The sequence below is a fragment of the Aureimonas sp. ME7 genome (assembly GCF_903970965.1).
GTDB lineage: Bacteria > Pseudomonadota > Alphaproteobacteria > Rhizobiales > Rhizobiaceae > Aureimonas.
In genome coordinates this window covers 1-14,548 of record NZ_CAJCKW010000002.1, presented here as the reverse complement: position 1 = coordinate 14,548, position 14,548 = coordinate 1, and the positions used below count along the sequence as shown (strand labels likewise).

At 63.8% G+C, this 14,548-nt stretch carries 10 protein-coding genes; 7 read left to right on the top strand and 3 right to left on the bottom strand.

Annotated elements, in window-relative coordinates; all coding sequences use genetic code 11:
• Window positions 1–3 precede the first annotated feature (3 nt).
• The 7 genes from H7A85_RS03425 (at window position 4) to hflX (ending at window position 9,485) form a co-directional block, all read left to right on the top strand.
• The gene (locus tag H7A85_RS03425; RefSeq protein ID WP_182084514.1) at window positions 4–1,149 is read left to right on the top strand and encodes an ATP-binding protein; all 1,146 of its coding nucleotides are present in this window, start codon (window positions 4–6) and stop codon (window positions 1,147–1,149) included.
• A complete protein-coding gene (ntrC, locus tag H7A85_RS03420) occupies window positions 1,149–2,597 on the top strand; it encodes a nitrogen regulation protein NR(I) (RefSeq protein WP_182084513.1) in 1,449 nt (482 codons plus the stop codon). Before H7A85_RS03425 ends, ntrC begins: the two co-directional genes overlap by 1 nt.
• 76 nt (window positions 2,598–2,673) lie before the next feature.
• Window positions 2,674–4,902, top strand: a complete 2,229-nt coding sequence (locus H7A85_RS03415) for a PAS domain-containing sensor histidine kinase (RefSeq protein ID WP_182084512.1) — start codon at window positions 2,674–2,676, stop codon at window positions 4,900–4,902.
• Window positions 4,902–6,263 (top strand): sigma-54 dependent transcriptional regulator, encoded by a 1,362-nt coding sequence (locus H7A85_RS03410; protein WP_182084511.1) that lies wholly within the window; start codon window positions 4,902–4,904, stop codon window positions 6,261–6,263. The genes H7A85_RS03415 and H7A85_RS03410 overlap by 1 nt, the downstream gene beginning before the upstream one ends.
• Before the next feature lie 15 nt (window positions 6,264–6,278).
• Entirely contained in the window at window positions 6,279–7,655 is a 1,377-nt protein-coding gene (trkA, locus tag H7A85_RS03405) for a Trk system potassium transporter TrkA (protein ID WP_182085045.1), read from the top strand.
• 174 nt (window positions 7,656–7,829) lie between these two features.
• Complete coding sequence (gene hfq, locus H7A85_RS03400) at window positions 7,830–8,078, top strand: RNA chaperone Hfq (RefSeq protein ID WP_182084510.1); 249 nt, start codon at window positions 7,830–7,832, stop codon at window positions 8,076–8,078.
• A complete protein-coding gene (gene hflX, locus H7A85_RS03395; protein WP_244630909.1) occupies window positions 8,079–9,485 on the top strand; it encodes a GTPase HflX in 1,407 nt (468 codons plus the stop codon).
• A gap of 41 nt (window positions 9,486–9,526) precedes the next feature.
• Here the strand turns inward: hflX and mazG are convergent, their stop codons facing one another.
• The 3 genes from mazG to H7A85_RS03375 all read right to left on the bottom strand — a co-directional run bounded on the left by mazG (window position 9,527) and on the right by H7A85_RS03375 (window position 14,305).
• Window positions 9,527–10,390, bottom strand: a complete 864-nt coding sequence (mazG, locus tag H7A85_RS03390; protein WP_182085043.1) for a nucleoside triphosphate pyrophosphohydrolase — start codon at window positions 10,388–10,390, stop codon at window positions 9,527–9,529.
• Between the two features lie 2,200 nt (window positions 10,391–12,590).
• The gene (locus tag H7A85_RS03380; RefSeq protein WP_182084508.1) at window positions 12,591–13,661 is read right to left on the bottom strand and encodes an ATP-binding protein; all 1,071 of its coding nucleotides are present in this window, start codon (window positions 13,659–13,661) and stop codon (window positions 12,591–12,593) included.
• Window positions 13,662–13,663: 2 nt separating this feature from the next.
• Window positions 13,664–14,305 carry a Mu transposase C-terminal domain-containing protein gene (locus H7A85_RS03375; RefSeq protein ID WP_182084507.1) on the bottom strand — a complete coding sequence of 214 codons (642 nt, stop codon included), beginning with the start codon at window positions 14,303–14,305 and terminating at the stop codon, window positions 13,664–13,666.
• Between the last annotated feature and the right edge of the window lie 243 nt (window positions 14,306–14,548).

Below are 14,548 nucleotides of genomic sequence, written 5' to 3'. Positions count from 1 at the left end.
GCGATGCCGGCGGAAAGAAGCACCACCTTGACCATCGACACCGCGGGACTTCTCAACGCGCTGCCGCATCCCGTCGTTGCTTTGGATGCGGAGGGGCGTTTCGTCTTCGCCAATTCGGATGCGGAACAGTTCTTCTCGGCAGGTGCGGCGCACCTGTCCAAGCGTAGGCTTTCCGACTTCATTCCGGGCGACAGCCCGATCTTCGGTTTGATCGAGCAGGTTTCGCGCACCCATTCGCGTATCAGCGAATACCGGGTCGACGTTTCATCGCCACGCCTTGGCATGGAGCGGTTGATCGATGTCTACGTGTCGAGCCTGAGCGACCCGCCTGGCCATACGCTGGTGATGTTCCAACTGCGCTCGATCGCCGACAAGATGGACCGGCAGCTGACGCACCGCTCCGCCGCGCGCACCGTGACGGGGCTGGCAGCGATGCTGGCGCATGAAATCCGCAACCCGCTTTCGGGCATCAAGGGCGCGGCGCAGCTTCTGGAAGCGGAGGCGAGCGACGAGGATCGGGTGCTGACGCAACTGATCCAGGACGAGAGCGAACGGATCGTGAAGCTCGTCGACCGGATGGAAGTGTTTTCCGACGAGAGGCCGTTGGAGCGCTCGGCCGTCAACATCCACTCCGTGCTGGAGCATGTGAAGGCGGTGGCCAAGAACGGCTTTGCGCGCGGCATCAAGATCCAGGAATCCTACGACCCGTCGCTGCCTTCGGTCTTCGCCAACCGCGACCAGTTGGTTCAGGTGTTCATCAACCTTCTGAAGAACGCCAGCGAGGCGGTCGGCGGGCGGGAGGGCGGCGAGATCAAGCTGTCGACCGCGTTTCGGCCGGGCGTCCGTCTTTCGGTGCCCGGGGCACGCACGCGGGTCACCCTGCCGCTGGAATTCCTGGTCGAGGACAACGGCGTCGGCGTGCCCGATGACATCCGCGAACAGATCTTCGATCCCTTCATCACCACCAAGCCGAGCGGGACGGGGCTCGGCCTCGCGCTGGTCGCCAAGATCGTCGGCGATCATGGCGGGGTGATCGAATGCGACTCGCATCCCGGACACACGACCTTCCGCGTTCTGATGCCCGCATGGTCCGAACCGGATCTGCCCGAGGCGGACGCCTCTTCCTCCAAACGTAGACGGGCGCGCTGATGGCCTCCTCGCAGATCCTCGTAGCCGACGACGATGCCGCCATCCGCACCGTGATCTCGCAGGCCCTGATGCGTGCGGGCTTCGAGGTTCGGGTGACCTCCAACATCGCGACGCTCTGGCGCTGGGTCAACGCGGGCGACGGGGATCTCGTCATCACCGACGTTCTGATGCCCGACGGGGATGTGTTCGACATCCTGCCGAAGATCAAGAACACGCGTCCCGATCTGCCGGTGATCGTGATGAGCGCGCAGAACACGTTCATGACGGCGATCAAGGCCTCGGAGAAGGGGGCCTACGATTATATTCCAAAGCCCTTCGATCTGACCGAACTCGTCGGCATCGCGCGGCGCGCGCTGGCCGAGCCGAAGGCGGAAGCCCGGCTCAAGAACGCCGACGACGGTTCTGAGCCGATCCCGCTCGTCGGACGCTCGCCGGCCATGCAGGACATCTACCGCTCGCTGGCGCGCATGATGCAGACGGACCTGACCGTCACCATCACGGGCGAGTCCGGCACGGGCAAGGAACTGGTGGCTCGCGCGCTGCACGACTATGGGCGCCGCCGGAAGGGGCCGTTTGTCGCGATCAACATGGCGGCGATCCCACGCGATCTGATCGAATCCGAACTGTTCGGCCACGAGAAGGGAGCCTTCACCGGTGCCCAGGCTCGCACCAGCGGGCGCTTCGAGCAGGCGGAAGGCGGAACGCTGTTTCTGGACGAGATCGGCGACATGCCGATGGAAGCGCAGACGCGGCTCCTGCGCGTGCTCCAGCAGGGCGAATACACCGTTGTCGGCGGTCGTACCCCGATCGCGACCGATGTGCGTATCGTGTCGGCCACGAATAAGGATCTGCGCCAGCTTATTCAGCGCGGCCTGTTCCGCGAGGATCTGTTTTACCGGCTCAACGTCGTGCCGCTTCGCCTTCCGCCCTTGCGCGAGCGGATCGAGGATCTGGTCGATCTGACGAACCACTTCTTCGCGTTGGTCCAGAAGGAAGGGTTGGCGCGCAAGACGCTGACCTCCGGCGCGCTGGACGTCATGCGGCGGTACTCGTGGCCGGGCAACGTGCGAGAACTGGAGAATCTCGTCCGGCGCCTTTGCGCCCTTTATCCGCAGGACGAGATCACGGCCGAGCTGATCGAGCACGAGCTTGCCAGCGATCAAAGCAAGAGTCCGGAAGTGGATCGTGAGGCCAGCAAGCCGATCGAGCTTTCCGCTGCCGTCGAGCGCTACCTTTTCGACTATTTCGGCTCGTTCGGAAACGAACTGCCGCCACCGGGGCTGCACGGTCGGATTCTGCGCGAGGTCGAGTATCCGCTAATCGCCGCAGCGCTCGCCGCCACGCGCGGAAACCAGGTCAAGGCGGCGGACCTTTTGGGCGTCAATCGCAACACGCTCCGCAAGAAGATTCGCGATCTCGACATTTCGATCGTCCGGTCCATACGTTAACTTTTTCTCGATTCCTCGTTGCACTCTGAACACAATGCGTTGCAAGGATGCCACGTGAGTTCGTCACGGGAGCGGCATGGCAGCGCATTCCACATTGATCGACGGAGATGTGCCGACGCTGGGTGAGCGCCGCCGGTTCATGCTGGTGCCGGGCATCCTGGCTGTGGTCGGAGCCCTGGTGACGGGTGCGATCTCGTTCGTCGTCCTGATGGGTTTGACGCCGATCGCGCCGACCGACGCTGTGGTGAAGACCGCAAGCGTCGTCAACGGTCTTTTTGTTCTCCTTCTCTGCGTGCTGATCGCGCGAGAAGTGCTGCGGATGACGAGGGCGCGGCGCAACGGCAAGGCAGCCTCGCGTCTGCACGTCCGGATCGTCGTTCTGTTTTCGATCGTGGCCGCGCTGCCGGCGCTCCTGGTGGCGATCGTCGCCGGGATCACGCTCGATCTCGGTCTCGATCGGTGGTTCGAGATCCGCACCCGGACGATCGTCGATTCCTCGATCAGCGTCGCGAAGGCCTACGTCAACGAGAATGCTCGCAACCTGCAGGGCTCCACGCTGTCGATGGCTCAGGATCTGCGCAACCAGCGCCAACTCTTCAATCTCGACCGGACCGGCTTCGAGAACGTGATGACGGAGCAGGCGAAGGGCCGTTCGCTCCTGGGCGCACAGCTTCTGGGCGACGACGGTGTGCCGTTCCTCCGGGCGGATATCCCGGTGGAGCGTCCGCTTCCCGTGCCTCCGGCCGATGCGCTCCAGCAAGCGTCGGAAGGCAACCTCGTGTTCATCCCACCGGGGGTGACCAACCTCGTCGGTGCCGTCCTGCGTCTGCGCGAGTTCGGCGACGTTTACCTCTACACCGTGCGGGTGGTGGACCCCGAGGTGATCGCCGCGTTGCGGCTGATGGAGGAGAGGACGGCGGAATATTCCAGCCTGTCCAACAACCGTTTCAGCCTGCAGATCGCGTTCGCACTCCTGTATCTCGGCATCACGCTGATCGTTCTTCTGTCGGCAATCTGGACGGGCATCGGCGTCGCCGACCGGCTCGTGCGGCCCATCCGCCTTCTCATCACGGCGGCGGACGAGGTCAGCGAGGGCAATCTCGGCGTTTCGGTTCCCGTTCGGGCATCGGACGGCGATGTCGGGTCGCTTTCCAACACATTCAACAACATGATCCGCCAGCTTCGCAGCCAGCGCCACGAACTGGTGGATGCCAAGGACGTCATCGACGAGCGCCGGCGGTTCACGGAGGCCGTGCTTTCGGGCGTAACGGCGGGTGTGATCGGCGTGGATCGCAACGGCGCCGTCAGCATGCTCAACCCGTCGGCGGAGCGGATCCTGTCCGTGCAGGCCGCCGAAACCATCGGACACGATCTCGGCCATGTGCTTCCGGGCCTGCAGGACGTGTACCGGGCGGCCGGCCAATCGAGGCGCCATGAGCATCAGGAGCAGATCCGGCACAGGGTGCGCGAGCGCGAGCGGACGCTGAACGTGCGCGTGACGTCCGAGGAGGGCGATCAGGGCGCCAGCGTCGTAACGATCGACGACATTACCGATCTCGTCGATGCGCAGCGCTCCTCCGCCTGGGCGGACGTCGCCCGGCGCATCGCACACGAAATCAAGAACCCGCTGACGCCGATCCAGCTGTCGGCCGAGCGCATTCGCCGGCGGTATGGGAAGCTGATCGAAACGGACCGCGAGATCTTCGACCGCTGCGTCGATACGATCATCCGCCAAGTATCCGACATCGGCCGCATGGTGGACGAGTTCTCGACCTTCGCGCGCATGCCCAAGCCCAAGCTGGAGGAGCGCGATCTGCGCGAGCCGCTTCGCGAGGCGGTCTTCATGCGGGAGCTGACCACGCAAAGCATCAAGATCGAAGCCGAACTCGCGAGCGAGCCGATGCAGGGCTCGTTCGATCTTCGCATGCTGTCGCAGGCCTTTGGCAATCTCGTGAAGAATGCCGTGGAATCGATGGAAGCGCTTCCCGGCCACGACGGGCGGATCACCGTGCGCGCCCTCACGCGCGAGGGAACGCATATCGTCGAGATCGAAGATAATGGCGTCGGCTTCCCCTTGGAGGATCGCGATCGCCTGCTCGAGCCCTATATGACGACGCGCGAGAAGGGGACGGGGCTGGGGCTCGCGATCGTTCGTAAGATCGTCGAGGAGCATGGCGGGACGATCGAGCTCGACGACGCCCTGCATTATGAGCGCGGAGCCCTCGTTCGCATCCGGCTTCCGGCGTCCGCGCCGGGGGAGGCTGGCCCGATGACAGCGAATAACGAACAAGACGGTGGAGACTGATGGCTGCGGATATCCTGATCGTTGACGACGAAGCCGACATCCGCGAGCTCGTTGCGGGAATTCTCGAAGACGAAGGCTACGAAACGCGAACGGCCGGAAATTCGGATGCCGCCCTTCAGGTCATCGCCGATCGCGTTCCGCGCCTGATCTTCCTCGATATTTGGCTCCAGGGGAGCCGGCTCGACGGGCTCGACGTTCTGGACGCCATCCGTGCCCAGCATCCCGAAGTGCCGGTCGTGATGATTTCTGGCCACGGCAACATCGAGACAGCCGTTTCCGCCATTCGGCGGGGCGCCTACGACTATATCGAGAAGCCGTTCAAGGCCGATCGGCTGCTCCTGATTGCGGAGCGTGCGCTGGAAACCTCCAAGCTGAAGCGTGAGGTTTCCGAGTTGAAGCGGCGCTCCAGCGACTCGCCGGAGCTGATCGGTCGCTCGCACCCGATGAACCAGCTCCGCGCGACGATCGACCGCGTCGCGCCGACCAACAGCCGCGTCATGATCCTCGGACCGTCGGGCTCCGGCAAGGAGATGGTGGCTCGCGCCATTCACGGCGCATCCGCCCGCGCGAAGGGGCCGTTCATCGCGCTCAACGCCGCGGCGATCACGCCCGATCGCATGGAGGTCGAACTCTTCGGGACGGAAACGCCGCTGGGCATGGAACGCAAGGTCGGCGCGCTGGAGGAGGCGCACGGCGGCGTTCTTTATCTCGACGAGATCGGCGATATGCCGCGCGAGACGCAGAACAAGATCCTGCGTGTGTTGACGGAGCAGACGTTCGAGCGCGTGGGCGGTACGAAGAAGGTCAAGGTCGACATTCGCGTCATCTCGTCGACCTCGCAGAACCTCGAGTCCCTGATGGCGGAAGGCACCTTTCGCGAGGACCTGTTCCACCGCCTTGCCGTCGTCCCGATCTCGGTTCCGCCTTTGTCGGACCGTCGCGCCGATATCCCGCTTCTGATCGAAGCCTTCATGAAGCAGATCGGCGAGCAAACCGGCATCAAGCCGAAGGCCTTGAGCCCCGAGGCGCTGGCCGTTCTCCAGTCCAGCGACTGGCCGGGCAACATCCGGCAGCTACGCAACAACATCGAGCGACTGATGATCCTGTCGCGTCAGGACGGGTCGCAGGCGATTTCCGCCGACATGCTGCCGCACGAGGTGAGCGATATGCTGCCGCGCACGCCGAGTCAATCGGACGGTCGCATCCTGGCGCTGCCGCTGCGGGACGCGCGCGAGGTGTTCGAGAAGGAATATCTCGTGGCGCAGATCAACCGCTTCGGCGGCAACATCTCGCGCACCGCAGAATTCGTTGGGATGGAACGCTCGGCGCTTCACCGCAAGCTGAAGTCGCTGGGGATCTGACGCCGCCCCGTGCCGATGAAGATCGTCATCTGTGGTGCTGGGCAGGTCGGCTACGGCATCGCCGAACGGCTGTCCGCCGAGCGCAACGACGTGTCCGTGATCGACACGTCGAAGGTGCTCGTCGGCAATATCCGCGAGACGCTGGACGCGAAGGGGATCGTGGGTCATGGCGCCTTTCCCGAGACGCTGGCGGAGGCCGGCGCTTCGGAAGCCGATATGCTGATCGCCGTCACCTTGCACGACGAGGTGAACATGGTCGCCTGTCAGGTGGCCCACGCGCTCTTCAACGTGCCGACCAAGATCGCCCGTATCCGCTCGCAGGCCTATCTCCAGTCGCACTGGCAGGACTTGTTCTCGACCGACAACCTGCCGATCGACGTCGTGATCTCGCCCGAGATCGAAGTCGCGAAGATGGTTTTGCGCCGCATCGCGCTGCCGGGTGCGGTGGATACGGTTCGTTTCGCTAATGACACGATCTCGCTGATCGCCATCGAATGCGGCGAGGAATGCCCGGTTCTCGGCACGCCGCTGGGGCAGCTGTCCGAGCTCTTTCCCGATCTCGGCGCGACGGTGGTCGGCGTCCTGCGGGACGAGGAAATCTTCATCCCGAACGCGGTCGACATCCTCTACGCCGGGGATCTCGCTTATGTCATCGTCGAGCAGTCGCAGGTTCGACGCACGCTGACCCTCTTCGGCCATGAAGAGCCGGAAGTCGGGCGCATCGTCATCGCCGGCGGCGGCAATGTCGGCACCACGGTCGCTCGCGAGATGGAAAAGCGCAACCTTGCCTCGCGGCTGCGGCTCGTCGAGGCCGAGCGCGAACGGGCGCTGCACATCACCGACGAGCTTCGGCGGACGATCATCCTGCATGGAAGTGCTCTCGATCCCACCATCCTGCGCGAGGCGGACATCGCCGAAGCGGATCTGATGGTGTCGCTGACGAACGACGATCAGGTGAACGTCTTGAGTTCGGCGATGGCCAAGCGGCTCGGCGCGAAATCCAATCTGGCGCTGATCAACAGTCCGACCTTCCAGGATCTTGCCAAGCATCTTGGGATCGACGCCGTGATCAACCCGCGCACGGTGACGATTTCCCGCATTCTCCAGCATGTCCGGCGCGGGCGTATCCGCGCGGTGCATTCCGTGCAGAACGGCTTGGCGGAGGCGATCGAGGCCGAGGCGCTGGAAACGTCGCCGCTGGTCGGGCCACCTCTTCGCGAACTCGACCTGCCGGATGGCATGCGCATCGGCGCCGTATCGCGAAACGGCGTCTTCATTCGGCCGACCGGGCAGACGCGGATTCGGGCCAAGGACCGCGTCGTAATCTTCGTTCGCTCCGACGCGGTGCGCCAGGTCGAGCAGTTCTTCCGCGTCAGCCTCGAGTTTTTCTGATGTGGCGGTGCAACGCCGTCATACCTATCTTGCGGATGGAAGATCGGCGAACGACGGGCCGCTTGAATGGGTTCGGTAGCTGGATCACAAATTGACGACCGGGTTCGATTCTCTTCCCCTCCCATGATCTCGCACCCGGCGCGAGCACGGCAAGAACAATAACAGGACATGTCGATGGCCGAACGCGCCCAGAACCTGCAAGACCTTTTCCTCAACACCGTTCGCAAGCAGAAGATTTCGCTGACGATCTTCCTCGTCAACGGGGTCAAACTGACGGGCGTCGTCACCTCGTTCGACAACTTCTGCGTGCTGCTTCGCCGCGATGGACACTCGCAGCTGGTTTACAAACACGCTATCTCCACCATCATGCCGTCTCAGCCCGTGAACATGCACGAGGCGGGAGACGAAGACGGGAAAGCCTGATTGACCGAATACGATAAGGATACGCACACCAAGGGCCCGGTCGAGCACGAGCGCGTGCCGACACGCGCCGCCGTCTTCGTTCCGGTGGTTCGCCAGCGCAATTCGGCCGACGAAGCGGTCGAAGCCGTTCGCCGCGGCGACGAGGAACGCTTGGTCGAGGCCGAAGGGCTCGCGCTCGCCATTGATCTTCACGTGGTCGCACGAGGGCTGATTCCCGTCTCCAAGGTCCAGCCGGCGACGCTGATCGGATCGGGCAAGGTCGACGAGCTGAAAGGACTGGTTGCGGCCGAGAAGATCGGCTTGGTGATCGTCGATCACCCGCTCACTCCCGTTCAGCAGCGCAATCTCGAGAAGGAACTCGATGCGAAGGTTCTCGATCGAACCGGCTTGATCCTCGAAATCTTCGGGCGTCGCGCGCGCACCAAGGAAGGGCGGCTGCAGGTCGAGCTCGCGCATCTGAACTACCAGCGCGGTCGTCTCGTTCGCTCGTGGACCCACCTGGAGCGTCAGCGCGGCGGTGCCGGCTTCCTCGGAGGCCCCGGCGAAACGCAGATCGAGGCCGACCGTCGTCAGTTGCAGGAGAAGATCAAGCGGCTGGAAAAGGAACTCGACCAGGTTCGTCGCACCCGAACCCTGCACCGTGCGAAGCGCAAGAAGGCACCCCATCCGATCATCGCGCTCGTCGGCTATACCAATGCCGGGAAGTCGACCTTGTTCAACAAGGTGACGGGCGCCGAAGTCCTCGCGAAGGACCTTCTTTTCGCAACGCTCGATCCGACGCTTCGACGCATCGTCCTCTCGCACGGAACGGAAGTCATCTTCTCCGATACGGTGGGCTTCATTTCCGATCTACCGACGCATCTCGTGGCCGCCTTCCGGGCGACGCTCGAAGAAGTGGTGGAGGCGGACGTCGTTCTTCACGTGCGCGATATCGCCAATCCCGACACGGCCGCGCAGGCGGCCGACGTTCGCAAGATCCTCTCCGATCTCGAGATCGACGCGGACGATGCGGAACACGTGATCGAGGTTTGGAACAAGGCGGACATGCTGAACGATTCGGCGCGGGCTCAAGTGGAGGCGGCGGCGGGCTCGCATACCGGCGGTCCGACGGTTCATATCGTCTCGGCCCTGACGGGCGAGGGAGTGGACGCTCTTCTCGCCGATATCGAGGGGCGCATTGCCGGCCGCGCGGAAACGGTCAGCGTCGTGGTGCCGGCGGATGATCTCGGCGCCCTGTCCTGGCTCTACGACAACAGCATAGTGCAGGATCGCGAGGACCGGGAGGACGGCAGCGTCAGCTTGGCACTGAGCGTGACCCGTCAGGCGCGATCCGACCTTCTGCGCTTCGGGCACCACCATCCGGGCATCAGCATCGATGGCGTGCTGGACGAAGCACGCGCCCACTGAACACCGAGCGAGCGCGGTCGTTCGATCGCGCTCGCTTTGGACTAATCCGTTCGCGCGGATGCCTTGGCGCCTTGCCAGAGCGTCTCCTGCTCGGGAAGAGATAGATCCGCAAGGGAGCGTTCGCCTTGTCTCGCCGCGTCCTCCATATGGGAAAACCACCTGCGGAACTTGGCGACCGTTCCTCTCAGCGCGGTGTCCGGATCGATCTCGTAGCGGCGGGCGAGGTTGACCACGGTGAAAAGAATATCGCCGAGTTCCGATTCGATGGCGCTCCGATCGCTTGAAGCTGCGGCCTCCTCGAACTCCGCGGTCTCTTCACGCAGCTTGGCGATGATCGGCTCCGGCTCGGTCCAGTCGAAGCCAACGGTCGCGGCTCGCTCCTGAATCTTTCGAGCAAGCGGCAACGCGGGCAGGGCGTTCGGCACCGCGTCGAGTAGGCCGTCTGAATCTCCGGCCGGCACGTGGAGCCATTCTGAGCCGTTTGCTTCCAGGCTTCGGCGGGCGGCCCGCTCCTCACGCCGCTCGCGCTTCTCTTCTTCCTTGATGCGGTTCCATTGACCCTTGGCCGAGCGCGCCGAGCGCGCTTCGGCGTCTCCGAACACGTGTGGATGACGCCGGATCATCTTGCGCGTGATGCCTTCCACCACATCCCCGAATTCGAACAGTCCGAGTTCGGCCGCCAGCTGCGAATGGTAGACGACTTGAAGCAGGAGGTCGCCCAGTTCCTCGCGCAGATCCAACGCATCCCTGCGCTCGATGGCGTCGACGACCTCGTAGGTCTCTTCGATCGTGTAGGGGACGATGGTGTCGAAGGTCTGCTCGATATCCCACGGGCAACCCGTTTTCGGCTGGCGGAGCGCCGCCATGATCTCGATCAGTCGTGCGATGTCGTGGGACGATTGCATGTTGTACCCGGAAAGATTGTTCGCGATGGAACGTAGGATCCAGAACGTCAGAACCCGCCGAGCCAACAAGATCGCTCGACGGGTCCGGATGTTTTCAACTGCAGGCGGCGAAGGGCATCCTGTCACGACCGCCAAAGGATGCCTCAGGCGTTCTGCAAATAATTGAAATCATTGGTATCATCCCAGGATATTGCCTCGACCATCGATCGCCACCGCCTCCGAAATGCCTCGGCGCTGATGATAACGCCGGGAAAAGGTGAGGCAATCCGAAGACGGCGGACTCCGACATACCGCTGTTTCGCAACTCGCCACAAAGAAAAGCCCCCGGCGTTTCCGCCGGGGGCTGTTTCCGCATTCGATCCGGGATCGGTTCAGCCGGGGCTCGTCCCCGGAAGGCCCGACAGTCTCGACTTCTCGTAGAAGATGGTCGGTCCGATTGCGAAGGCCGGCTCGATACCGTTCCCGCTCAAGATGCTTCGCATCCTCCGAGGAGGCACTCCCGCTCCTCTCGCGAAATGGAAGAGCTGCACGTAACGGTTTTCGAATGCCTCGACGTCGGCTTCGTAGACCACCGTCTGTTCGCAGCGGTTCACCGGGTTGCGGGCGCGCCGAAAGGGAAGGCGTTCCGCATCCAGGAGTTCCTTGAGTCTTCGGGTCGTCAGTTGCAGACGCCGCTCCGCATCGCGCAGCGACATCCCGCCGTGATCGGGCTGCCGTACGAGCGGCAATATTTCCTCGACCCTGACGAGAATTGCCGCGCATCGCCTGGCGCTCGGATCGAGGTCGACGGTTTCGAGCCGCCCTGCGACGAGAAGGCGGAAGATCTCCAGGATGGAGCAGTTCGCACGTTTCGCGGCCTCGCCGACGGGCCGAAGGTCGCGAGCATCTTGATCACCCTTTCGGATGAGAACGGTCGCGAGGAAGCGGTCGAGATCGGAGCGGCGATAGGCGTGATCGCCGACGCCGTCTGTTCCGCCTCCGATCCACGGCTCGAACAGATCGCTTTTAAGAAGGAGCATGTCCACCGGCCGCTCGACCCCGAGGTATCTGCCTGCCGCCTTCAACGACATCGAGCCGGCGACATCCTCCAAGAAGGCCTCCATCCGCTCGGCAGAGACGAGCACCCGGTCATCGCTAAGGGCGTCCGTCTCCTTCCCGATGATCCCGGCAGCCTTCGCCAACTTTCGAAGCCGCTTCGGGTGCGCGCCGGACTGCAGCGCCGCGGAATGGATCGAGTGCAGACGACGCCCGGGAACGGGCTTGCCGAAAATCTCGTCGTCCGGACCGACGGGCATCGTCTCGAGAACATGCCTCGTCATCAGATCTCGAAGCGGATCGTATGCCGCATCCTCGCACTCGTGCGCCAGAAACTCGTAGAGCCGTCCGAAGGTCGCTCTCGGGCCCCACGTCGTCTTCGACGCGACGAAGCGGTTCTGCAGCCGTTCCAGGAAAGCACGGATGGACCGCTCGCCACCGGAGACGATGTCGTAGCCGACGGCGTCGGCCATGTACCTCTGGGTCTCGGTAAGCTCATCCGTGCGGTACCGCCGTCCGAACATTTCCGTCGCTCCGACGACTTCCGAGATTCGGCAGACGGCATAGAGCGGGAGCGGCGCCAGCCAGCCGTCCGGGACGACGCCGTCGATCCTGTCCGCCAAGTAGTGCTCGAAGCGGGAAGGCTTCCGCACATTCGCCGGTACCGCGAGAAGCGAAGGCAGGACCGGCGAGACGAGACCGGCGAAATCGTGCAGCGAGTTCGGTCGGCCGTCTTCGGACGCGACGACCAGTTCCCGGACATGCTGGAAGCAGGTCCTGATCGGATCGATTTGCCAGTGGGTGCGGCCGTAGGGACGCACATCCGCCCGTCCGCCGCCGCATTCGACGTCGGCCGCCAGGCAATCCGGGCAGACGCGCAGGATCTTCCGGCTCAGGGTTTCGCGTGTCAGGAGCTGACCGGCCAGTTCGAACCGGTGTCCCCGTCCGACGATCGGCAGCCCGGGGAAACGACCCTGAGGCAGATGCGTCAATCGAGCGAGAGAATCGAGCTCCACCGGATCGCCGTCGACGAGTCCCTGAAACCGCAGCCCGAAATCGAGGCAGAAGTCACGGGCGCTGCGACCGATGGCGAGAGCCGTGCGGGAGCAGAAGCTCGCCGGGGTTTCGTCATGATGGCAGGAGGGGACGAGATCGGGGTGGATCATCATGCATTCCTCGTATCGCGAGGCTTCTTGGCTTCGGCATCGTCTTCCTTCATCGCCGCAGCGGACACGCCCATGACGTCGAGCGAGCGCCAGTCGTCGACGACGAAGACGTTGCGCTGATCGCTGCAACCGCTCCGCCTGGCGTAGACGGACGCGAAGTGGGCGGTTCCGACCTCTTCGACTCCGGCACGGGCAGCTTCGAGCACCGCGTCCTGGACAAGTTCGATTGTCGTGCCAGCGGCGCCTCCCGAGGCATGCAGGAGGCGAAGGAAGAATTCGTCTCCCGGCATCCGGCGAATCCGGACGCCGCCACGGTTGGCATACTGCTTGAAGATGCCGAGCACGTCGTCACGGTCGTTCGACAATGTCAGCGCCTTGAATTCGACGAAGTGGCACCGCCGCCGGATCTGCCTGTCTCTCTCGATGACGTCGGCAACTTCCAGGAGACCGGACAGGACGAGCCACACCGGCCAATCCGGAGCCTGCATCAGCCCCTTCAGGGTGTCGCGCACCTTCTGGATCTCGTTCTCGGACTTGTTCGTGAAGAGGTGTTGAACCTCGTCGATGTGAATGAACCGGACGCCCCGGGTCGGCAGGAGCTGGCGGAGCATCGACCAGACGACGTTCTCCTTGATGTCCCGGGTCGAGTCGTAGCCCAGCTTGCGCAGCAGCGTCTGCCCGAGGAGCTTCAGCGTGCAGGGCGAGGGAGCCACGATCGAGACGAGGACCGACCCGCCGTCCGCATTCAGATAACCTTCGAACTCCGGCATGTTCGAGAAGCACCGGTGCAGCGAGCGGGTCTTGCCGGATCCGGACGGACCGATCACACCGAGCATGCGCCCTTCTCCCAGCCGACCGATGGCCGGCATCCCCTTCGTTTCGGCCTCTGCCATGTTGAGGAGGCAGGCATCGACCAACTGCTCCATCTCCGCCTTCAGATTCGCGTCTCGGGCGAGGGGGAAGAAGCCGCGCCACACGGACGACGTCATCCGTGCCCTATCCATCCGCTCCGGTGTCTGGCCCGCCTGCAGACGAGCCAGAACGTCATGAGCCTTCGCTTCATTCTTCATGATCAATCCTCCAGAAGATCTTCGTCGTTTTCGTCGCCGGACACGGAGCGGTCCGATTCGTCCGTGCCGGCCAGGAGTTCGGGCTCGTCGGAGACACCGACGTCCTCTGCCGGCCCTTCGAGCAGGGGGACGCCGTCCCCGTTGTTCCGAACCACGTCGAAGAGGGCGTCATCGATTTCAGCATCGGTGCGCTCGAAGCCCGTGAAGACGGCCTTCTCGATCCGGGCGTAGTCCGCGAAATCGAGAATCGGCGACGCGATGCCTGCGCGCCTGCGTGTCCCCTCGGCCACGGCGCGGATGTCGCGGACCGCATCGAGAACGATGTTCTCGCTCGCCGCAGCTTCCGTCTTGAAGCGGGATCGAAGGTTCCTGGCGCCCATCAGCCAGTGATCGAGCGTGACGCCGTCCATGCCATGGCGTCGGCAGGGAACGGTCAGCCGACCGTTCGGCAGGCGGACGGAGATGCTTCCGAGATCGGACGGATCGACGCGGATGAGGACGTCGATTCGCGACCGACCGGCGAGCAGGGCGTACAGCTCGGGCGACTGGTAGAAGAGTCCCATGAAGCGTACGCCGTTCTTGGTCACGCGCCGTTCGAGCAGCGTGCCGAAGATGTGCCGCCGCTCTTCCGGCGTCGGCGGCATAGGGACCCCGAACGTCTTCCGCAGTTCGAGCCAGGCATTCCGCGGCGTCTGCCCTCCGAGACCGGCATGCGGCGTGTTGTGGTAGATGTCGACGATGTATCGAACGAGGAGCTGGCCGTGGCCTGCCCCTATCAGGTGGTCCGGTTCAAATCTAATGCATGGTAGGTTTGGCGACCACGGTTGAGGTGGCCGGCGAAGCGGGTTGGGGTGGCGCAGCCGGCCATAGCGCGGCGGCAGGTGCCG